The organism is Polaribacter vadi (assembly GCF_001761365.1).
In the GTDB taxonomy this organism is placed as follows: domain Bacteria; phylum Bacteroidota; class Bacteroidia; order Flavobacteriales; family Flavobacteriaceae; genus Polaribacter; species Polaribacter vadi.
Genome location: NZ_CP017477.1, coordinates 3,733,665 through 3,756,204, shown reverse-complemented (window position 1 = coordinate 3,756,204; position 22,540 = coordinate 3,733,665). Strand labels below are relative to the sequence as shown.

21 protein-coding genes are annotated in these 22,540 nt (G+C 29.3%); 4 read left to right on the top strand and 17 right to left on the bottom strand.

Translation table 11 applies throughout. The annotated features are described in order from the left end of the window. The first annotated feature begins 18 nt into the window (after window positions 1-18). Window positions 19-393, top strand: a complete 375-nt coding sequence (locus LPB03_RS16245) for a LysM peptidoglycan-binding domain-containing protein (RefSeq protein WP_065320683.1) — start codon at window positions 19-21, stop codon at window positions 391-393. Between the two features lie 67 nt (window positions 394-460). Here LPB03_RS16245 and LPB03_RS16240 read toward each other — a convergent pair whose 3' ends face one another. Beyond that, window positions 461-1,963, bottom strand: coding sequence for a hypothetical protein (locus LPB03_RS16240; protein ID WP_065320682.1), 1,503 nt, complete (start codon window positions 1,961-1,963; stop codon window positions 461-463). 148 nt (window positions 1,964-2,111) lie between these two features. Here LPB03_RS16240 and LPB03_RS16235 point away from each other — a divergent pair, with 148 nt between their 5' ends. Further along, window positions 2,112-2,714 (top strand): hypothetical protein, encoded by a 603-nt coding sequence (locus tag LPB03_RS16235; protein WP_065320681.1) that lies wholly within the window; start codon window positions 2,112-2,114, stop codon window positions 2,712-2,714. Between the two features lie 81 nt (window positions 2,715-2,795). Here LPB03_RS16235 and rlmF read toward each other — a convergent pair whose 3' ends face one another. Both rlmF and bshC read right to left on the bottom strand, forming a co-directional pair. Then, window positions 2,796-3,650 (bottom strand): 23S rRNA (adenine(1618)-N(6))-methyltransferase RlmF, encoded by an 855-nt coding sequence (gene rlmF / locus LPB03_RS16230; protein ID WP_065320680.1) that lies wholly within the window; start codon window positions 3,648-3,650, stop codon window positions 2,796-2,798. A gap of 87 nt (window positions 3,651-3,737) precedes the next feature. Then, window positions 3,738-5,330, bottom strand: a complete 1,593-nt coding sequence (bshC, locus tag LPB03_RS16225) for a bacillithiol biosynthesis cysteine-adding enzyme BshC (protein ID WP_065320679.1) — start codon at window positions 5,328-5,330, stop codon at window positions 3,738-3,740. A 203-nt stretch (window positions 5,331-5,533) separates the two neighbouring features. On the opposite strand from bshC, the gene LPB03_RS16220 reads away from it, so the two are divergent. Then, entirely contained in the window at window positions 5,534-8,011 is a 2,478-nt protein-coding gene (locus LPB03_RS16220; protein WP_065320678.1) for a M14 family metallopeptidase, read from the top strand. A 100-nt stretch (window positions 8,012-8,111) separates the two neighbouring features. Here the strand turns inward: LPB03_RS16220 and rimO are convergent, their stop codons facing one another. The 11 genes from rimO to LPB03_RS16160 form a co-directional block, all read right to left on the bottom strand. Further along, complete coding sequence (gene rimO / locus LPB03_RS16215) at window positions 8,112-9,467, bottom strand: 30S ribosomal protein S12 methylthiotransferase RimO (RefSeq protein WP_065320677.1); 1,356 nt, start codon at window positions 9,465-9,467, stop codon at window positions 8,112-8,114. A gap of 112 nt (window positions 9,468-9,579) precedes the next feature. Then, window positions 9,580-11,226 (bottom strand): amidase family protein, encoded by a 1,647-nt coding sequence (locus tag LPB03_RS16210; protein WP_065320676.1) that lies wholly within the window; start codon window positions 11,224-11,226, stop codon window positions 9,580-9,582. Between the two features lie 237 nt (window positions 11,227-11,463). Then, on the bottom strand, window positions 11,464-12,438 hold the full coding sequence (ftsY, locus tag LPB03_RS16205) for a signal recognition particle-docking protein FtsY (RefSeq protein ID WP_065320675.1): 975 nt from the start codon (window positions 12,436-12,438) through the stop codon (window positions 11,464-11,466). 251 nt (window positions 12,439-12,689) lie between these two features. After that, window positions 12,690-12,842 carry a DUF4295 domain-containing protein gene (locus tag LPB03_RS16200; RefSeq protein ID WP_065320674.1) on the bottom strand — a complete coding sequence of 51 codons (153 nt, stop codon included), beginning with the start codon at window positions 12,840-12,842 and terminating at the stop codon, window positions 12,690-12,692. A 54-nt stretch (window positions 12,843-12,896) separates the two neighbouring features. Beyond that, entirely contained in the window at window positions 12,897-13,079 is a 183-nt protein-coding gene (rpmG, locus tag LPB03_RS16195) for a 50S ribosomal protein L33 (protein WP_026775116.1), read from the bottom strand. Between the two features lie 26 nt (window positions 13,080-13,105). Further along, window positions 13,106-13,345: a 50S ribosomal protein L28 gene (rpmB, locus tag LPB03_RS16190; RefSeq protein WP_026775117.1), complete on the bottom strand. Its 240-nt coding sequence runs from the start codon at window positions 13,343-13,345 to the stop codon at window positions 13,106-13,108. An 80-nt stretch (window positions 13,346-13,425) separates the two neighbouring features. Next, window positions 13,426-14,670: a competence/damage-inducible protein A gene (locus LPB03_RS16185; RefSeq protein ID WP_065320673.1), complete on the bottom strand. Its 1,245-nt coding sequence runs from the start codon at window positions 14,668-14,670 to the stop codon at window positions 13,426-13,428. A gap of 363 nt (window positions 14,671-15,033) precedes the next feature. After that, window positions 15,034-15,375 (bottom strand): hypothetical protein, encoded by a 342-nt coding sequence (locus LPB03_RS16175; RefSeq protein ID WP_065320671.1) that lies wholly within the window; start codon window positions 15,373-15,375, stop codon window positions 15,034-15,036. 64 nt (window positions 15,376-15,439) lie between these two features. Then, window positions 15,440-16,048 carry a fumarylacetoacetate hydrolase family protein gene (locus tag LPB03_RS16170; protein ID WP_065320670.1) on the bottom strand — a complete coding sequence of 203 codons (609 nt, stop codon included), beginning with the start codon at window positions 16,046-16,048 and terminating at the stop codon, window positions 15,440-15,442. A 161-nt stretch (window positions 16,049-16,209) separates the two neighbouring features. Next, window positions 16,210-17,079 carry a formyltetrahydrofolate deformylase gene (purU, locus tag LPB03_RS16165; protein ID WP_065320669.1) on the bottom strand — a complete coding sequence of 290 codons (870 nt, stop codon included), beginning with the start codon at window positions 17,077-17,079 and terminating at the stop codon, window positions 16,210-16,212. Between the two features lie 190 nt (window positions 17,080-17,269). Next, complete coding sequence (locus LPB03_RS16160) at window positions 17,270-18,109, bottom strand: 1,4-dihydroxy-2-naphthoyl-CoA synthase (protein WP_065320668.1); 840 nt, start codon at window positions 18,107-18,109, stop codon at window positions 17,270-17,272. A gap of 71 nt (window positions 18,110-18,180) precedes the next feature. Between LPB03_RS16160 and LPB03_RS16155 the strand changes: the two genes are divergently transcribed. Continuing rightward, window positions 18,181-19,338 carry an alpha/beta hydrolase gene (locus LPB03_RS16155; protein WP_065320667.1) on the top strand — a complete coding sequence of 386 codons (1,158 nt, stop codon included), beginning with the start codon at window positions 18,181-18,183 and terminating at the stop codon, window positions 19,336-19,338. 95 nt (window positions 19,339-19,433) lie between these two features. On the opposite strand, the gene LPB03_RS16150 is transcribed toward LPB03_RS16155, so the two are convergent. The 3 genes from LPB03_RS16150 to fsa form a co-directional block, all read right to left on the bottom strand. After that, window positions 19,434-19,937, bottom strand: a complete 504-nt coding sequence (locus LPB03_RS16150) for a S1 RNA-binding domain-containing protein (protein ID WP_065320666.1) — start codon at window positions 19,935-19,937, stop codon at window positions 19,434-19,436. Continuing rightward, window positions 19,937-21,619 (bottom strand): 2-succinyl-5-enolpyruvyl-6-hydroxy-3-cyclohexene-1-carboxylic-acid synthase, encoded by a 1,683-nt coding sequence (gene menD, locus LPB03_RS16145; RefSeq protein ID WP_065320665.1) that lies wholly within the window; start codon window positions 21,617-21,619, stop codon window positions 19,937-19,939. The genes LPB03_RS16150 and menD overlap by 1 nt, the downstream gene beginning before the upstream one ends. Before the next feature lie 257 nt (window positions 21,620-21,876). Then, the gene (gene fsa / locus LPB03_RS16140) at window positions 21,877-22,530 is read right to left on the bottom strand and encodes a fructose-6-phosphate aldolase (RefSeq protein ID WP_065320664.1); all 654 of its coding nucleotides are present in this window, start codon (window positions 22,528-22,530) and stop codon (window positions 21,877-21,879) included. Window positions 22,531-22,540 lie beyond the last annotated feature (10 nt).

Here is a 22,540-nt window from a genome sequence, read left to right as displayed (position 1 = left end):
AGTAAAATCAAAATAAATATGAAAGCAAAATATCAAAGTGTATTAGATTTAGGAGAAAAGTTAAACATCCAAAATGGTGATGTAAAAGAAGAAGGTGGTAAATTAAAAATTAATGGAACTGCCAAAACTCAATATGAAAAAAACCTTCTTTGGGATGAAATAAAAAGAGTTGGTGGTGAAAACCCAACTGATTTAGTTGCAGACATTAAAGTAGAAGATACTTCAGTTTTTGCATATCATACAGTAGAAAAAGGAGAAACTTTAGGAAAAATAGCAAAACAATATTATGGAAATCCTTCAAAATATACCGCTATTTTTAAAGCAAATGGAAATATTTTAAAAAATCCAGATGTAATTCATCCAGGTCAAGAATTAGTGATTCCTAATTTATAAGAATCAATAATTCATAAAAAAAGAAAGCCGAAGTTTAAAACTTCGGCTTTCTTTTTTTCTTTAAAAACTATAAAAGCGATTTTTGCAAACCTTTTTCAATACTTATCCATAAATAATTCCAAAAAGATTTTGCTTTGTTTCTCTCTATTTCTTTAACATCTACTTTTACCATTCCATTTTTTGAAGAATCTTTAACAAATAGATTAACCACCCAACTTATAATTGTTTTCTTCTTTTTTTCATCATCTAAAACTTGAATATCAAAATTTTTGAAATCCATTTCCATTTTTCCATTAGAAACATTATTATTTCCTTCAAAATCAAAATACATTTTATGAATTTGCCCTTCAATTTTTACATTTGTAGTAGGTTTAATAAACGCACTCATATTTTTAGAACTCACATTCATTAAACTTCCAAATATTCTAAAATCATCGTTTTTATTATTGATATCAAACGTCCAAGTAATATCTAAAGGAGACGTTTCCATAAATTTAGATTGAATATTAACCGTTGTTAATTTTTCTACTTTACTTTCGTTATTATTAATATTTTGAATTTGGGCTTTCAAATCATCAAATACCAAAATACCAGCATCATTACCTTTTTTAGTATATTCTTCATAAACAATCTCTGAGTTTATAATATCAATTTTTTTTACATCAATATTAAAAGGTAACTCCCTTAAACTTTTACTGTATAAACTTTTAATTCTGGTTCTTTCCTGTAAATGAGTAGCATCCAAATATAAATTAAAGAAAACATCATCAAATAAAATGTTATCTATAGAAAAACTCATGCTGTCTTTTTGAGTAAGTTGAATGTTATCAACCTTAATTTCTTTAGCAACTAATGTTAATAATTCTTCTTCTGTTTTTTGTTTAAGATGATAAATATATTCATCTTTTGATTTTAGAGGAACAATTTCTAAACTATCTACCATTATTTGATCAGTTTCAAAATTTAGTTTTTTAAACTTTACTTTCTGAACTTCAGAAAATTGAGATTCAAAACCAACTATAGAAGTTTTAATATCTGAGTATTTAAAAGGAATTGAATTCTTTAAAATAGTATCTAACTCAAAATCATCAATTTCAATAGCGATATTTTTTACAGTTAAAGGAAATTTATCACTTTTTAAAACATCAATTTCGATATCATTTAAATCGATTTCCTGTATTTTAATTTTTGGTAATTTTTTAGCCTTCGTATTTTCTTCATTTTTAATTGTATCTATTTTTTTAGATTGATGTAAAAAATTTCCAGATATTTTTAAATCATCAGTTTCTAAATCAGAAAATATAAATTCCTCATTTTGGAGATAATTAATGTATGAAAATCCATCTAAAGCAATTTTATCTGCTTTAAAATGCAAACTATCTTTTTGATATTTTACATCTTTTAAAGATAAATTACCTAAAAGAAAATTTACGGAAACATCTTTGTAAGCAATGTCTTTAGATTTTAAAAATGCGTCAATTTTACGTGTTCCGTAAATATCTGCAACTTTGTAAAGAATTATAATTGTTAATAGTATAAGTGCAATTTTAATGTATAGTTTCTTATTCATAGCTTTAAATCTTCTAAACAAATTTAAGTTTCAAAAATGATTTTGATGAAACCATATAAAATAATCTTTAACTGATTTAGTTTTTTTAAAAAATAAAATGGATAACAAATTTCAGAGTCTTATTTTTGCCAAAAAGAAACCATAAAAATTGATTCTCAACAAGAAAAAATTCTTTACAGAAATTACAAAAGCAGTTATAAAATTGATTATTGCTGGAGTTTTAATAGGCGTTTTAAAAAAATATGATGCTATAATTGCAGGAATTTTAATCCTAAAAATAATTCATAATATTTATAAAGACATTCTAAAACCTAAAACTAATAAAAATTATCTTCTGATAGTGGGTATGCTTTTAACTGGTTTTGGTGGCATTGTTGGTGAAACTTGGGGAGTTGCAAACGGTTATTGGGAATATCATCAAGTAAACAGAGCTATTCCTTTCTGGGTTCCTTTTGCTTGGATGCTGGCTTTCCATTATTTGTATAAATTAGAAGGAAAATTGATTCCTCTTTTACAACATCAATCACAAAAAAATAAAATTATTTTAGCCATTATTTTAGCACTTATTCTACCAGCTTTTGGTGAAATAGTTACTATTTATTTAGGCGTTTGGACTTATTATTGGCCTTATCAAATTTTTGGTGTTCCTTTATATGCTTTTATTTGCTTGGTTTTTGTGCACATGTTGGTTTATACTATCTTGCATTTTATCTGCAAAAAGTATAAAATAAACGATGTTGTTTTTAATTAAGAAAAAAACACAAATTCTACAGTTTTTAAGCTCATAATTCAGTCAAATGAAAGCTAATATCTGAACACATAAAACTGCTAACTAAAATCTCCAACAAACAATTCTAGTAACTTTGTTTCCTTGACTCATTGGAATAACTTTAAACTCCTTTACACCTAATTTTTTAGACGATTTCTCTAAACTTTCTACGTTTTCCTTTTTAGAAACTAAGCTTGTAAACCAGTTACTTTTTTCTTTAAATAAAGAACTTTCGTACAAATAATTGTGTAAAAAAGCCTTCTCTCCTCCAACATACCAAAGTTCGTTGTTGTTTCCAGAGAAATTTCTCACAGCATTATTTCCTAAATTTCTGTTTTTACGTTTGTTTGCTCCTTGCGCTTCTTCAGCAGATTTGTAAAAAGGCGGATTGCAAATAGTCGCCGAAAATGAATCTTCATCCTTTAAAATTCCTTTTAAAATTTGTTGTTCATCTAATTGTTGTCGTAATTCTATTTTAGACTCCAGTTTATTATCGTAAATTATATCTTGAGCAGTATCTAAAGAATCTAAATCGATGTCTGTTGCCACAAAATCCCAATGGTATTCTGCAACTCCTAAAAGTGGATAAATACACGTTGCTCCTGTACCAATATCCAAAATTTTTATATTTTCTTCGGATGAAATTAAATCATTTAAATGATGAATATAATCTAACCTTCCAGGAATTGGAGGACATAAATTAGCGTCAGGAAAATCCCAAACCGAAATTGCATCATAAGTAAACAACAATGCTTTATTGAGTTCTTTTACGGCTTCAGGATTCGAAAAGTCAATTGTAACTGAATCGTATTTATTCGTTGCAACAAATGGCTTTAACTTCGGATTTACTTTAATTAATTCATCAAAATTGTATCCTTTATCAAACTTATTTTTTGGGTGAAGTCCTTTTTCTTTCATTATAAGTTGTGTGAGTTTAAGCGCAGTCGAAAATTATAAAATGAGCTCTCGACTGTGCTTGAGGAGACATTTCTAAAAATTTAAAATCTACAATTCCAAAATAGTAAATTCCAACTCCAATGGTTTTAAAGCTTCTTTTAAATTGATGATAAAACTATTTCCATATGCTAAATAAAACTCAGAGAAATTTCGTTGACGCTCTTCTAGAGATTCATTTGGCAACAGTTCATTTTGAATGATTGTAATTCTATCTACTAAATCTTTTTGCCTTTTCTTTTCAGCTTTTAACAAACGTTTTTCAAGATTCTCTAAACCTTTTATTTGTTTTCTTTCTTGTGCGTTTACAGCATTGATGAAAGTAACATCTGTTTTTTTAGCAACTTCTTTTAACTCCGCAAATTGTTGTTGTAAAAATTGCTTTTTATCTTTAAAACTAATTTCCAAATCAGAATTTGCAATTACTTTTTGTGATAATAATTCAAACTGATTTAAGAAAATTTCTTCATTAGAAATAGTTAGTTTTTCTAATTTCCCAGCTTGTTTTTCTGAAATTATTTGCACAGAATTTCTTAATAATAAAATAGGAAAAGGAACTTTTACATGTTCAAAATAATCTTTTAACTCCAACCAATAAGCCATTTCTCCTCCTCCTCCAATATAACAAAGGTTTGGTAAAATAACTTCTTGAAACAAAGGTCTCATAATAACGTTTGGAGAAAAAGCTAGCGGATTTTTATCTACTTCTTTTAAAATTTTCGCTTTTGTAAACGTAATTGCTGTATTGTTTACTTTATATAAATTATCTTCAAAAACAATGCGTTCTCTAAAGTCATCACCCAAATAAAACAAATTAATTTCTCTTGGATTTACTTGAATTGGATAGTTTTTTTCAAGTTCTGCAATTGTTTTTGATACTACTGCAAAAGAAGTTTCGTTTTCTAATTCGTCTTTTACAAAAGGGGTAAATAATTGTTTTAAATTTTTATCATCACCATCAACAATTACCAAACCATATTCTTTAAACAATTCGTTGGCAATAAAACGTGTGGCATCTGCTAAATTATTGTGTTTTAAATATCCTTGAGAAAAAAGATTTTTTAAATAATCTGCATTTTTAGAATTCCCTAAATGATCCGAAAAAACCTCAAAAACATCGTCCAAACCTTCTGTTGAAAATCTACCAACTGCTCCACCATCTTTTCTGTTCCAACTTACTTTTTTGCCATCAAAATTAAAATAATTAATCTCATCAAAATCATGATCTTCAGTTGCCATCCAATAAATTGGCACAAAATTTTCTTCTGGAAATTTTTCCGATAATTCTTCAGCTAAATTAATCGTAGAAATAATTTTATACAAAAAATATAAAGGGCCAGTAAATAAATTTAGTTGATGACCAGTGGTAACAGTAAATGTATTTTGTTGTTTTAAAAGGTCTATATTTTGGTCCGTTTTTGTTGATGTATCAAAACTTTTATATTGATTTTTTAATGCATCAACCAAAACAAGTCTCGATTGTAAACGAAAAGAGTTTTTCTTTTCTTCAATCTGATTATGAAAACCATTAATGTCCGGAAAATTGTGATAAAATGAAGTTATATGTTCATTTTTCTCTAAATAATCTATCATTGTTTTAGAGAAAAATCCTGTTTTTTTGAATGTTATTTGTGTTATTTTCATAAATTAATAACACTTTTTTTACAACAATCTGAATCTGAATTAGCGTTCATGTAGTTTGTTTAATTTTCGATAAAAATACAACTATTTTATGCGAACTTAAAAAATGTAAATCAATCTAACATATTTTTAACTTGTTACTTTAATTCTCTTCCCAAAGAATAAAATTTATTGCTTATTTTTGATGATTATCAAACAACTTTTTTATGAAATTTAAAGCTATTTTACTTCTTTCTTATTTAACAATCGGATCTGTTTTTTCGCAAACAATTCAATCTCCATCAGAGTTTTTGGGTTACGAAATTGGTTCTCGATTTACAAGACATCATAAAGTTGTCGATTATTTTAAATACGTTAGCAATACTTTATCAAACGTACAACTAGAAAAATATGGCGAAACTAATGAAAACAGACCTTTATATGTTTCCTATATTTCATCACAAGAAAACATCAATAATTTAGAAGATATTAGAAAGGGAAATCTTTCTCAAACAGGAACTGAAACTGGTAATCCAGGAAAAAAAGCGATTGTTTGGTTGAGTTATAATGTGCATGGAAATGAAGCCTCTAGCACAGAAGCATCCATGTTAACACTTTACGATTTAGTAACCACCAAAAAAGCGTGGTTAGAAAACACCCTTGTAATTATAGATCCTTGTATAAATCCTGATGGGAGAGACAGATATGTAAATTGGTACAATCAAGTAAAAAGTACACCTTTTGATGTTACTCAAGACGCAAAAGAGCACAATGAACCTTGGCCTGGAGGAAGACCAAACCATTATTTATTCGATTTGAATAGAGATTGGGCTTGGGCAACTCAATTAGAAAGCCAACAAAGAATTAAAATTTACAATAAATGGATGCCACATATTCATGTAGATTTCCATGAACAGTATATTAATAATCCTTATTATTTTGCGCCAGCTGCAGAACCTTTTCATGAAATTATTACCACTTGGCAACGTGATTTTCAGACTGAAATTGGTAAAAATCACGCAAAATATTTCGATAAAGAAGGTTGGTTATATTTTACAAAAGAAAGTTTCGATTTGTTATACCCAAGTTATGGAGACACCTACCCAACTTTTATGGGCGCCATTGGAATGACGTACGAACAAGCAGGTCATGGAATGGCTGGTTTAGGTATAAACACCAATGAAGGTGAAATTTTAACATTAAAAGACAGAGCAATTCATCATAAAACTACAGGATTGTCTACTGTAGAAATTGCTTCTCAAAATGCTGAGAAATTAAATACTGAATTCAAAAAATTCTTTAATAATGACAATGTAGCTTATAAAAGTTTTGTGCTAAAAAATGAAAATCAAGACAAAACCAATCGTCTTAAAAAATTATTAGACACACACGAAATCAACTATGAATATGCTACAAATGGATCTGTAAAAGGCTACAACTTTAACAACCAAAATGATGAAAAATTCATAACATCTCAAGGTGATTTGGTGATTCATACCAAGCAACCAAAAGGAAAAATGGTGAATGTTTTATTTGAGCCTTCTGCAAAATTAGCAGACTCTTTAACCTATGACATTACTGCTTGGTCTTTGCCATATGCTCATGGTTTTAAAGCTGTTGCAAGTAAAAGTATAGTAAGTTCTTCAACAAAATCATCAACAAAAAATGCTATAAATTCTGTTGATAAAAATGCGTATGCGTACATTGCTAAATGGAATAGTTTAGAAGACGCTACTTTTTTAGGCGATTTATTAAAAAATAATATTGTCCCTCGTTTTTCTGAAAAACCTTTTTCTACAAACGGAAAATCTTTTGACAGAGGAACTTTAATCATTTTAAGAAATGATAACAGAAATAAAGATTTTGATGAAAATTTGATCAAAATTGCTGACAAAAATAAGCGTCAATTAACAACAACTTCAACTGGTTTTTCTGATACTGGTGTAGATTTTGGTTCGTATGCTGTAAAACCAATCAACAAACAAAAAGTAGCTTTGCTTTCTGGTAAAGGAACTTCTTCGTTAAGTTTTGGGGAAATCTGGCACTTTTTTGAAACTGAACTACAGTATCCTTTAACCATTTTAGATTCAGATTATTTTAGCAATGTAAATTTCTCTAAATATGATGTAATCATCTTACCTAATGGATATTACAGTCGTATTTTAAACAAAAGCACGTTAGATAAATTATCGACTTTTGTAAGTTCTGGAGGTACTTTAATTGCCATTGGAAGCGCTTTAAATAGTTTTGCTGATAAAAAAGGTTTTGCTCTAACAAAGAAAAAAACAGCTGAAGAAGAGGAAAAATCTCCAAACTTAACTCCTTATGCAGAACAGGAAAGAGAAAGTGTAAAAAACTTAATTACAGGTGCAATTTTTAAAAGTAAAGTAGACAATACACATCCTTTAGGGTTTGGTTATACAGATGAATATTTCTCTTTAAAACTAGGTGGTACTTCTTATAATTATTTAAATGATGGCATAAATGTTGCTTATTTTGATAAAAATTCTAAGAATATTTCTGGTTATGCAGGAAGCGAAGCTATAAAAAACATCCCAGATTCTTTACTATTTGGCGAAGAACAAAAAGGAAGAGGAAGCATAATTTATATGGTAGATAATCCGTTATTCAGATCTTTTTGGGAAAATGGAAAGTTATTTTTAGCCAATGCCGTTTTTCTTTTGAATTCTGATCAATTGAAATAATTTTTTAGACCTGACAGGTTTTTAAAACCTGTCAGGTCTTTTCTTAAACAACAAATCCTCTTCAATTGAAGAGGATTTGTTGTTTATAGCTTTTTTAAAATTATTTGCTTTTTTTCTGATGCAAAGGAACTGGCTTTTCTTGTTTTTTAACAGGAGTTCCATATAAATCATAATCTCCAGCTTCGTGAATTTTTACATCTATAAATTCACCGATTTTAATATAATGCTCTTTAGCATCTACCAAAACATCGTTATCAACATCTGGTGAATCAGATTCTGTACGTCCATAAAAATATTCGCCATCTTTTCTATCAAATAAACATTTAAAAGTTTTTCCTATTTTTTGTTGATTCAATTCCCAAGAAATTTGAGACTGAACTTCCATAATTTCATTAACTCTTTTAAACTTTACTTCTGCAGGCACATCATCTTCTAAAACATAGGCACCTGTATTTTCTTCATGAGAATATTCAAAAGCACCCAATCTTTCAAAACGCATTTCCTCTACCCAATCTTTTAATTCTTGAAACATTTCTTCTGTTTCTCCTGGATAACCAACAATTAACGTGGTTCTAATTGCCATTTCTGGCACAGCTTCTCTAAATTTATGAATTAAAGCCGTTGTTTTTTCGTGTGTTGTTCCTCTTTTCATCGACTTTAGCAACTCAGTATTGATATGTTGTAAAGGAATATCTAAGTAATTACACACTTTTGGCTCACGTTTCATGACATCTAAAACATCCATTGGGAAACCAGTTGGAAACGCATAATGCATTCTAATCCATTCAATTCCCTCTACTTTTGCCAACGCTTCTAATAATTGTGCTAAAGCTCTTTTTTTGTAGATATCTAAACCATAATACGTTAAATCTTGCGCAATTAGCATAATTTCTTTAATACCTTTTTCTGCTAATTTTGTTGCTTCTATAACAATATCTTCAATGGGTGTAGATCTATGTTTTCCACGCATTAAAGGAATTGCGCAAAAAGAACAAGGTCTATCACAACCTTCTGCAATTTTTAAGTATGCATAATGTTTTGGAGTGGTTGTTAAACGTTCTCCAATTAATTCGTGTTTATAATCTGCTTCTAAAACTTTTAATAAATTTGGTAAATCGTGTGTCCCAAAATATTGATCTACATTTGGAATTTCTCTTTCTAAATCTGGTTTATAACGTTCACTTAAACAACCAGAAACAAAAACTTTATCAATTTCACCAGCTTCTTTTCTTTGTGCATAATGCAAAATAGTATCAATAGATTCCTCTTTTGCTTTACCTATAAAGCCACAAGTATTAATCACGACAATATTTCCATCATCATTTTCATCTTCGTGCACCACATTTTTTCCATTGGCTTTTAATTGCCCCATTAAAACCTCACTATCGTAAATGTTTTTTGAGCACCCTAAAGTTACAACGTTAATCTTATTTTGTTTGATGGTTTTTGTACGCATATTTTCAACTTTATGCTTTAAGCCATAAGCTTTTAGCAGTAAATATTTTTAAACTTTCTTCAATTTTAAAACGAGTGCAAAAATAGGCATTTTCTAAGGATTGTTACCATTTCTATTGATAGTTTTTAGGCATCTTTCTAACTCTGGTTAATTGTTCAAAAACATAACCAATTTCCAATAATTTCCTTTCAGAAAAAGGAACTCCAATAAAAGTTAAACTTACAGGCTCTCCAGATTTCTTATAACCCATAGGCACTGTTAATGTTGGATGAAATGAAACTGCTGCAATTCCTGAATGATAGTTATTTATCGATAAAATTGCATCTAAACTTTCATCTTTTAAGGCTTGTAGATATTTTTCAGCTTCAGCTTTTAAATTCTTTTTAATTTCCTTTAATTCTGTTAATGTTGTTTTATCGTTTACAATTCCATCAAATAATTGCTGTCCATAAGGTGCTCTTATTAAAGAATCTTTATTATTAAATTCAACAACATCATTCACGTTTTTTATAGAGATTGATTTCTCTGCATTATTTTTTAAATAACTTGGCAAATCGTGCTTCATATCTATATTTAACAACGTTACAAAACCATCAAAAGAAATTTCTGGAGGCGTAATTTCAATAATTTCTGCACCCACTTTTCTTAATTTATCAACAGTTAAAGCATAAATAGAATCTGTTAATAAAGAACTTAAGACACCTAATTTTATGCCATCTAACTCTGTTGGAAATCCATTTTGAAAATAATCTTCATCTATCTTTTTTGATGCTTTATCTGCTTTGTCAAAACCTAACATTGCATTCATAAAAATAGCATTGTCTGTTACATTTTTTGTCATAGGTCCAGGAGTATCTAAAGTGCTAGAAATTGGCACAATACCACTTCTACTCAACACACCAATTGTTGGTTTTAAACCTACCACAGAATTTTGACTTGAAGGTGAAGTTATAGATCCAGAAGTTTCTGTACCTACTGCAACTACTGCAAAATTGGCAGCCACTGCTACTCCACTTCCTGCTGAACTTCCTCCTGTTTCAAATTCGGCTCTTCCATATGGATTTAAAGTTTGTCCACCAATTGCAGAATAACCTAAAGGACAACCAGAACAGAAGAAATAAGCCCACTCACTTAAGTTTACTTTTCCTAAAATTAAAGCACCATTTTCCCTTAATTTTTCTACAATAAAGGCATCACTTTCAGTCTCATTTTTTTGCAAAGCAACAGCTCCTGCTGTTGTTGCCATTTCTTTAGTATTAATATTATCTTTTAACAGAACTGGCATTCCATACATAGAAAATTCAGAAATGTTTTCTTTCTTTTTATCTTTTTCTCTTGCTTCTTTTAAAACATTTGGATTTAAAGCGATGATACTATTTAAAGATAAAGTGGAATCGCTTTCAAATTTTCTGATTCTATATAAATAAAATAGCGTTAATTTTTCATAACTTAACTTCCCTTCTTGAACACTTTTTTGAATTGTTGGAATATCTTGCTCTAGAATTAAAGGTTTTAAATCTTCATAATTATCTTCAGTAAACTGAGTCAATTCTTTATAAAATGGTTTAAAAACTTCATTCATATCTAAGATTTTAGATTGAAAAAGCTTGAATTGCATTCTCTTTTTTTCGTGTTTCTGCTGATTTTCTATTTGCTCAGTTTCATCATAATTATTAAAATAAACGATTTCTTTTTCTTCTTTCTTTTGACAAGAAGAAATTAAAAATATTGAAAAGAGAATAAATAATATTTGTTTCATGATTCTAAGTTTGATATCCAAAGATAACACTTTAAACCATTATTTATGTATGCTATTTCTGATACAAATGTTCCTTATTTATTTAAAAGAAGTTAAAATTAAAACGATGCTATTCTAAAAGTAAATTTTTTATAAAAAAAAACTTCAACTAATTCTCATAGTTGAAGCTTCAATTTTTTGTTTTTTTTATCTTAGTATTTGAGTGTGTTTTTTAAAAATATAATAATCGATAGTATTCTATTTAAAAAAAGAATCTACAAACTCCACTTTATTAAAGACTTGTAAATCGTCAATACCTTCTCCTACTCCAATATATTTTACTGGAATCTTAAATTGATCTGAAATACCAATAACAACACCACCTTTTGCAGTTCCATCTAATTTTGTAACTGCCAAAGAAGTAACTTCTGTTGCTAACGTAAATTGTTTTGCTTGTTCAAAAGCATTTTGTCCTGTAGAACCATCTAAAACTAATAAAACATCATGAGGTGAATTATCGACCACTTTTTGCATTACGCGTTTTATTTTTGTCAACTCGTTCATTAAGTTTACTTTGTTATGTAAACGACCAGCTGTATCTATAATTACAACGTCTGCATCTTGTTTTACTGCTGATGTTAACGTGTCAAAAGCTACAGAAGCTGGATCAGAACCCATTTCTTGACGAATAATTGGTACACCTGTTCTGTCTGCCCAAACTTGTAATTGATCTATTGCTGCAGCTCTAAAAGTATCTGCTGCTCCTAAAACTACTTTTAATCCTTGTTTTTTAAACTGACTAGCTAACTTACCAATAGTTGTTGTTTTACCAACACCATTTACACCAACAACCATTAAAACATAAGGTGTTTTTTTACCTTCGCTTGTTTTTGGTAAAGTCGGAATTGTAAATTCAGTTTCATTCCCTTTATTAGTTTCAGATAAAAGTCCTGCTATTTCTTCACGAAGAATTGTGTTTAATTCGTCTGTACCCACATATTTATCTTGGGCAACTCGTTCTTCGATTCTTGTTATAATTTTTAAGGTTGTGTTTACACCAACATCAGAAGCTACTAAAACCTCTTCTAAATTATCTAAAACATCATCATCTACTTTAGATTTTCCTGCAACTGCTTTTGATAATTTACCGAAAAAACTTTCTTTAGATTTCTCTAAACCTTTATCTAATGTTTCCTTTTTTTCTTTCGAAAATATATTTTTGAAAAAACTCATTTTTTATTTTTTATACTATTTATCAATACGTTAAAAAACGTGCCAATAGTTTTGTTTGGTCAAATTGTCATTAAAGTTGCCTGCGTTAGGGATTGTAGCATTTGTTTGAGCTCTTTTTTCTTTTTCAGAAAAAAAGCGAGTGCGAAAAGCCCGACCTTTAGGGAACGCCCAAAAATACGCAATTATAAGGCACAAAAAAAACTACTTCCTAAATTTAGAAAGTAGTTTTGTATATTTTGTAAGATTTTATCTTATTTGTCTGCTAAAAATGCATCTACGTTTGCAGGATCCATAATAGATTCTACGAATGTATAAGCTCCTGATTTTGGAGATTTTACCATTTTTATTGCTTTACTTAATCTTTTTGAAGATGTTTGTAACGATGCTACTGTCTTTTTTGCCATTGTATAAATGTTTTAAATCTATGTGCTCAAATAATTGAGTTCTAGAAAATATAATTATTTAATTTCTTTGTGAACAGTCATTTTCTTTAAGATAGGATTGAATTTTTTAATTTCCATTCTATCTGGAGTGTTCTTTTTGTTCTTTGTAGTAATATATCTAGAAGTACCTCTTTCTCCAGAAGCTTTATGCTCTGTACATTCTAAGATTACCTGAACTCTGTTTCCTTTTTTTGCCATCTCTATATGATTTTATGAGCTTTAACTTATTTTGTTAAAAATCCGTTTGCTCTAGCTTCTTTAATTACTGCAGAAACTCCTAATTTATTAATGTTTTTTAAAGCAGATGCAGATACTTTTAAAGTAATCCATTTATCTTCTTCTGGAATATAAAAACGCTTGGTCATTAAATTAGCGTCAAATGTTCTTTTTGTTCTATTTAATGCTTTAGAAACATTGTTTCCAACCATTGCTTTTTTCCCTGTTAATTCACAAACTCTAGACATCTTCTTACAGTTATTTTAGTGTTATCTCTAAACGAGGTGCAAATCTACAAATAAATCTAATTCTGAACAAAACAAATTTATTAATTTTTTAATATTTCTTTCAATAATAACTGTAAAGATTTATTTACGGTTTTATCGATGACTCTTCCTCGAGGTTTTCCGAAGTTAAATTCTTCTACAAAAACAGCTGAATCTGTTGCTATTGCTATAAACACAACTCCAACACTTTTATCTGTATTGTCTGTTGATGGCCCAGCATTTCCTGTAACTGCAATTGCATAGTTTGTTTTTAATTTTTCTTTGGCTCCTTTTGCCATTTCTACAGCTACTTCTTTACTAACAACTGAGTGTTTTTTGATGGTTTTTGATGAAACTCCCAACAAATTAATTTTTGTTTCTGCAGCATATGAAATAATACTTCCTTTATAATAGGTTGATGAACCTGCCACAGAAACTAAAGTCGCCGCAATTTTTCCTCCAGTTAAACTTTCTGCTGTGGACACTGTTTTTCCATTTTCTTTTAATAGGATGCCAATTCTGTCTTCGATTTTTCCTCCATCATCAAAACCAGAAATTATATCTGGAATTAGTTGATATAGTTCGTCAATTTTTTCTTGAAGTGTATCTTCTAATATTTTTTTATGATTGCCTTTGGCTGATAAACGTAAACGAACACTACCAAAATCTGGTAAATAAGCTAATTTTATAAAATTTGGTAAATTATTTTCAAAGTCTTCAATTCTTTCTGCAACTACACTTTCTCCTTGTCCATAAGTGATTAACGTTTTATGGATAATAAAAGGCAATTGAAACTCTTTTCTTATTTTGGGTAACACTTCATTTTCCATCAAACCTTTCATTTCTGAAGGAACTCCAGGTAAAGAAACAAAAACAGTATTATTTTCGAAAAACCACATACCTGGGGCTGTACCATATTCGTTTTTTAAATACGTAGCTTTTGTAGGCACCATTCCTTGCAATCTATTTGATTCACTAAAAGGAATATTGTATTTTGCAAATAAGTCTTTAATATGATGCACAACTTCTTCATTTAGAGCTAAGGTGTCATTAAAGTATTCTGCAATTGTGTGTTTTGTAATATCGTCTTTTGTAGGTCCTAAACCTCCTGTAATAATAACAATATCTACTCTTTCTTGTGCTTCCTTTAGTGCATTTAAAATATGTTGCTTATCATCTTGAATAGAAGAAATCTGATACACAGAAACTCCAATTTTATTTAATTCAGTTCCTATCCATTGTGAGTTTGTGTCTACAATTTGTCCGATTAAAATTTCGTCTCCAATAGTTATAATTTCTGCTTTCATTCTTTACCTATATCATTTATATTTTGATACTCTGAATTTCTATTTTTTAATCTTTTTCGCAAAAAAACGAAAAGTACATAAGGGATTATGATACTTAATAAAATTGATAAATTTCTATTGTATTGAAAATCTTGTTGAATCTCAAAATCTGTAATAAAGCCATAAATGAGTAGATACATAAATCGGATAGCAAGAGAAGTAAAGAAACCCACACAAAAATAAAAGATTTTATTTTTGTTAAATCTTTTTGCTAAGTATATAAAACAACCACCAATAAATATAGATGCTATTATTTGTATTATAAAATTTATCAAATCTATTTATTATTATACTAGATTACTCAATATAGCTTAATAATTACATTTAAGAAATTATTTGGTCCGAAGGTTTTCCAATTTCATCAATTAACTTATCAGGGTTTGGTTTATTCTTTTCCCAAGTTTTTTTTAAGTAACTGTACAATAAGTAACATGATAAAAGACCAAAAGGTAAACATATTAAGTCTATTAATTTTTCATTTACATCATCAAAATACCCAGGTGAAAAAATTTCTGCACCAAAAATTAAAATAATTGCAAAAAGAAAAGTACCTACATAATAAACTACAATTCCCAAAATTGTAAAGCCCCATTTGCTTTTATCATATTCTTCTGCTAATTTGTAGAAATATTTTCCAATCCAATAAAGTAATACTAATCCTAACATCTTTTTTTGTTTTATTTTGTTAGACCTCACAGTTTTTTTTTAAAACCTGTGAGGTCTTTGCACCTTACTTTACTCTAATATTAAAAGCTTCTTTACCTTCAATCATTCCCTTTAAAGTATCGTTTTCTGCAACTTTACCAACACCTGCTGGAGTTCCTGTAAAAATGATATCGCCTTTTTTTAAGGTGAAATATTGAGAAACATAAGCAATTAATTCATCTGTTTTCCACAACATTGCATTCGTGTTTCCATCCTGAACTAATTCATCATTCTTAAACAACTGAAACTTTAAAGTATCTAAATCAAAGTTTTCCTTCGGATAAAACTCACCAACAACTGCACTACCATCAAAAGCTTTTGCTTTTTCCCAAGGCAATCCTTTTTCTTTGCATTGTTGCTGTACATCTCTTGCAGTAAAATCGATTCCTAAACCAATTTCATCATAATATTTATGCGCAAACTTGGCATCAATATGTTTACCAACTTTATTTATTTTTATTAAAACCTCTACTTCATAATGAACATCATCAGAAAAAGGCGGAATAAAAAATGGATTTTTTCTCGGTAAAATTGCAGAATCTGGTTTTAAAAAAACAACAGGATTTTCTGGTTTTTCATTTGCCAATTCCTCAATATGTTTTGCGTAATTGCGCCCAATACAAATTATTTTCATAAAACAAAGCCCATCCTAGCCTTCCCAAAGGGAAGGAACTCCAATCTGGGTAATTTGAAGTTCTCGAAATTATTTTAATTTATTTTTTCCTTTTTTAAAATTTTCACCATTCTAATGATAACCCAGCAGTTTCTTCCCTTTGGGAAGATGAAGATGGGCTTCTATTCTCCAGTTTCTGGAAATACAATTGCTCTGTTTCCAGAAACAATAATTTGATTATTTAAATGATATTTAACAGCTCTTGCCAAAACCAATTTTTCTGTATCTGCACCAATTCTTTTTAAAGTTTTGGTAGTACTTTCGTGATTTACATGCTTTACATCCTGATCTATAATTGGTCCTTTATCTAAATCTTCTGTTGCATAATGTGCTGTAGCTCCAATTAACTTTACACCTCTTTGATACGCTCTTTCATAAGGATTTGCACCTTGAAAAGCTGGCAAAGAAGAATGATGAATATTGATAATTCTTTCTTTATAATCATTGATAAAACCAGATGACAAAACTTGCATATATCTAGCCATAATAATTAAATCAATCTGATTGGCCTCTAAAAGTTCTCTAATTTGTGCTTCTTGCTGTAATTTTGTTTCTTTAGATATTGGCAAATGATAAAAAGGTATTCCAAACATTTCTGCAACATACCTCAATTTATCGTGATTGCTGATAACCATTTTTACGCAACAGTTTAAACCACCTTCTCTAGAGCGTTCTAACAAATCATATAAATTATGACTTGTATGTGAAACCATAATAGCTACATTTTGTGTTTCATTTCCATAATTTACAGACCACGTAAACTCTAATGGATTTGCTAAGGATAAGAAATCCTTTTCTAAGGCTGATTTAGAAATTTCGGTTCCATCAGCATTTAAACGAATTCGCATAAAATAAGTATTCTCTAAAGCATTTACATATTGCTGACAACTTAAAATATTAAATCCTTTATCGTAGAAAAAACTGGTAATTTTTGCCACCAATCCTTTTTGATCTGGACATTTTATTAAAAAAGTTACTATTTGTGATTTCATAAAATTAGCCCATCTTAATCTTCCCAAAGGGAAGAAACACTCTTGTGTTAGTTATATTTTCTTTAAAAATTAATAAATAAAAACTTTCATTTACTAACTACTATTATTTTCTACTGAATTAAAAAAGCAAACAATTTTGTTTTACTGCCAACTGTGACTGCCAACTGAATACTGATTTACTGCCAACCGCCTATGGTATCCACTTTTTAGGAAAGTTTGGTTTTCTTTTTTCAAGAAAAGCATCTCTTCCTTCTTTTGCTTCATCTGTCATATAAGCCAAACGTGTTGCTTCACCAGCAAAAACTTGTTGTCCAACCATGCCATCATCTGTTAAATTCATGGCGAATTTTAGCATTTTTATAGATGTTGGACTTTTCTCTAAAATTTCCTGTGCCCATTCATAAGCTGTGCTTTCTAATTCCTCATGAGGAATTACAGCATTTACCATTCCCATTTCATAAGCCTCTTGTGCAGAATAATTTCTTCCTAAAAAGAAAATTTCTCTAGCTCTTTTTTGCCCAACCATTTTTGCTAAATAAGCTGATCCATAACCACCATCAAAAGAAGTTACATCTGCATCTGTTTGTTTAAAAATTGCATTTTCTTTACTCGCTAATGTTAAATCGCAAACAACATGCAAAGAATGTCCTCCACCAACTGCCCAACCAGGAACCACAGCAATTACTGCTTTTGGCATAAATCTGATTAACCTTTGAACCTCTAAAATATTTAATCTGTGATACCCATCATCACCAACATAACCTTGATGTCCTCTTGCTTTTTGATCTCCTCCAGAGCAAAAAGAGTAAATGCCATCTTTTGTACTTGGTCCTTCTGCAGATAATAAAACCACACCAATATTTACATCTTCTCCTGCATCATAAAAAGCATCATACAATTCTTTGGTTGTTTTTGGTCTAAAAGCATTTCTAACATTAGGTCTGTTAAACGCTATTCTTGCAACTCCATTACATTTTTTATAGGTAATGTCTTCGTATTCTTTAGCGGTTTTCCATTCGGGTTGTATCATATTTTTGTATTTTAGTCGTTCTTATTCAAGGAACAAAAAATCATTATCAGCAAAAATAAACAATCTAACCTATGATTCAGAAAACACTTTCATTATTATTTGTACTTTTTTCTTTGCTGGGATTTTCTCAAAAGACAATTCAGCACTCTTTAGAATCTGATATTTTAAATACGACAAGGAATATTAAAATTTACATTCCTGAAGGATATGAAATGGACAGTATTAAAAATTATCCTTTGGCAATTGTTTTAGAAGAGGAATTGTTGTTTGATATTTATGTAGGAAATTCAGTTTTATTTGCAAAAAAAGACAAAGCTCCCAAACAGATTGTAGTGGGTATTTCTATGGAAGAAACGAAAGGACAAGATATTTCTTTTAACAGAAACACAGGACAATTAACATCAACAGCCAATAATTTTTACGCTTTTTTAAGAGACGAAGTAATTTTTTATATGGAAAGTAATTATAGAACATCGCCTTTTATTTCTTTATTTGGCGAAGGTTACTCAGCAAATTTAATTTCTCATTTTCTGAAAGAAGATACTGCATTTATCAATTCTTTTATTTGTATAAATCCTAGTTTTTCTGATTTTATTGGTGGTGAATTACAATCTTATAATTTAGATAAATTTAGCAGAAAAGACAATACTTTTTATTTTTACACTAATAATTCTACTTCTTTTTCAACTGATAAACAGAACAAAATTGATCAAATTCAAACAGCTTTAAGTGGTGTAGAAATTAAAAATTTTAATATTATAAATGATGTAATTACAACCTCTAGTTCAATTTCTGCTACCAGTGAAGCAATTCCAAGAGCAATGACCAAAATTTTTGAAATTTATTCAGCAATTTCTGATGAAGAATTTAATGAAAAAGTAAAAGATTTAGCACCAAGTGATGCTATTTATTATTTAGAAAATAAATATTTAGAAATAGATTTTTTGTTTGGCGCAAATTTAGGAATTAGAGAAAGAGATATTTTTGCGATTGAAAAAATTATTATCGAAAAAGAAAATGGCGATAAATTAAGAGATTTTGGTAAAATGATTTTAAAATTATACCCAACATCTCACTTAGGAGATTATTATATTGGTAGATATTATGAATCTGGAAAAATGTTTAAAAAAGCATTAAAACAATATAAAATCGGTTATGGAAAAATGGATCCTGCAGACCCAAATTCGGATGCTTTTTATGAGAATATTCTAAGATTAGGAGGACAATAGTTTAAGTTAGCTGTATTTTAGTATGCAGTTGGCAGTCTCAAATTGATGACTGCAAACTGTCAACTGTCTACTGATTACTGATTACTGATCACTGCCTACTGTTGATTACTAACTAATTCTATCCTGTCTTCTTTAATTACAATTAGCTTTTGTTTGTACAAATTACCAACTGCTTTTTTAAAAGCTTTTTTACTCATTTTCATATGAAAACGAATAGAATCTGGTGAACTTTTATCCGTTAACAATAAAAAACCTTCTTTGCTATTTTTTAGCTTGTTTAAAACCTTATCAACATCAGAATCAATCACATTTCTAAAACCTTGTGGACGTAAAGAAACATCAACCTTACCATCTTCTCTGATGTTTTTGATATACCCCACAACTTCCATATTTTCTTCTAATTCTTGAAAAACTTCACTTCTAAAAAGCAAACCATCAAATTCTTCATTAATGCAAACTGTGTATCCTAAAGCTGTTTCGTTTTCGATAACTAAACTTACTTTATCACCTTCCTTAAAATCGTATTCAATTTGTTGAAAATCTTCTTGTGCAGTGTTCTCTAAATCTTGATTCTCTTTTTCTTCTTCGTGTAAATCCATTATTTTATATATTTAAAATAGTCTTTTAAAACTGTGTCATTTTCTAAACTCGGTGTAAATATCTCTAAAATTTTTGGTTTTTCTGATGTTTCAAAAAATCCTTTTAATTCTTTTTCAACGGTTATTGTCGAAGATGCCTGTTGATACTCGAATTCGTGCATTTTACACAAATGTTCTGCTGTTAAACAATGTGGCGTTTCAAAATAATTGGCAGCATTTGTGGTTCCTGGTCCTGGAATAATTTTAAAAATTCCTCCACCAGAATTATTCACTAAAATAATTCTAAAATTAGCAGGAATATTTTTATTCCAAAGTGCATTAGAATCATAGAAAAAACTTAAATCTCCAGTAATAAAAACGGTTTGTTTTTTTGATGCAAAAGCTGCTCCAATTGCTGTACTTGTGCTTCCATCAATACCACTTGTACCTCTGTTGCAAAAAATACTAATGCTATCTTTTACACTAAACATTTGTACATACCTAATAACAGCACTGTTGCTTGATTGCAATTGGCAATTTTCTGGTATGCTTTCTATAATTTGCTCATAAACTTTTAAATCTGAATGTTTTATTTGTGATAAATATTCAGCATGTTTTACTCTTCTTCGATTTCTTATGGCTAACCATTTTGGTTGATAATCACTTTCTTTTTTAGAAATGATATTATTAAAATTCGAGAAAAAATCTACAGGTTTTGTTTGAATAAACTCTGTTAAACAGAAAAAAGTATTCATTGCTTTTTTCTCATCGATATTCCAATGATGTTTTGGTTGATAGGTTCTTAAAAATTTTTTAATTCTTTTAGAAACAATTAAACCTCCAAAAGTGATAAGAATATCTGGTTGCAGTTCCTTAAACTCATCATCATCTAAAGAAAAAATTAATTGATCTATAGCATTAATGGCTTTTTCATGATGCAAATTTGAGGTTGTTTCCGTTAATAAAATAACAGATTTATCTTCTGAATATAAGTCCATTAATTTATGGAGTTCAGCATCTGGATAATTTACGCCAATAAGTAACATTTTTTTATTGGCTTTGTTCCAAATTTCTGCTAAACTTTTATAGTTGATATGAGAATTATCTAAAGAACTCAAAGAAATATGTGGAAAATTAAAATGTGCTAATTCTCCAACAGTTTCGTACAGAGGTTCGTCAAAAGGCACATTTATATGCACTGGACCTTGTTGAGAAACCGATATTTGCAAAGCCTCTCCTATTAATTGCGCATTTCTGGTTTTAAACTTTTCGTTTTCAATTAAGTTTGCCGAAAATAAAATATGATTTTCAAAAACATTTTCTTGTCTGATGGTTTGTCCATCTCCAATATCAATTAAATATTTTGGTCTGTCTGCAGAAATTATAACTAAAGGAATATTGCTATAAAAAGCTTCTGCAATTGCAGGATAGTAATTTAGCAAAGCTGATCCAGAAGTACATAAAACTGCTACTGGTTTTTGCGTTTGTTGTGCAATTCCTAAAGCAAAAAAAGCGGCACATCTTTCGTCTACAATACTTAAAGTTTCTATTTCTGGATGATTAGAAAACCCAATTGTAAGTGGCGCATTTCTTGACCCAGGAGAAATTACAACTGTACCAATATTAAATTGATGACAGGCTGAAATTACTTGTTGAGCAAGTTCCTTTTTTGGAAAAAAGGAAGCCTCTTTTAATTTCCCCAAAGGGGAAAAAATCTTTGTGTTATCATTTTTACGCAAAAACTTTTCTTTTAGGAAAAAACACTAAAATCAATAAGTTTTTAGTGTTTTTGTTAATTTTAATATTTGCTGGCAAACAAGTCTAGCCCTGATTGAGCGATCTGTTTGAGCTCTTTTTTGCTTTTTCTGCAAAAAAAGCGAGTAGCGAAAGCAGGAAATAGCTTCAAATTACTTTTATACGTTTTGATTAAAAATTCATAACCAAAAAGTAAATTCTATTTCTAATTCCCTTTTTGATAATCTGCTAAAAATTTAGCCAAACCAATATCTGTTAAAGGGTGTTTTAACAAACCTTCAATAGCACTTAAAGGCCCAGTCATAACATCAGATCCTAATTTTGCGCAATCGATAATGTGCATTGTATGACGAACTGAAGCTGCTAAAATTTGCGTTTCAAATCCGTAATTATCGTAAATTAAACGAATTTCTGAAATTAGGTTCAAACCATCTGTAGAAATATCATCTAACCTACCAATAAATGGCGAAACATACGTTGCTCCTGCTTTTGCAGCCAATAATGCTTGCCCAGCAGAAAATACTAAAGTTACGTTGGTTTTAATTCCTTTTGATGAAAAATATTTACAGGCTTTAATTCCGTCTTTTATCATTGGTAGTTTTACAACGATTTGCGGATTTAAAGCAGCCAAAGCTTCACCTTCTTTAACCATACCATCAAAATCTGTAGCAATAACTTCTGCAGAAACATCTCCTTCTACCAACTCACAAATTGCTTTATAATGGTTAATAATATTGGTTTGCCCAGTAATACCTTCTTTTGCCATTAAAGATGGATTTGTGGTTACACCATCTAAAATTCCTAAAGCTTGTGCTTCTTTTATTTGCTCTAAATTTGCTGTGTCAATAAAAAATTTCATGTTTTTTAAA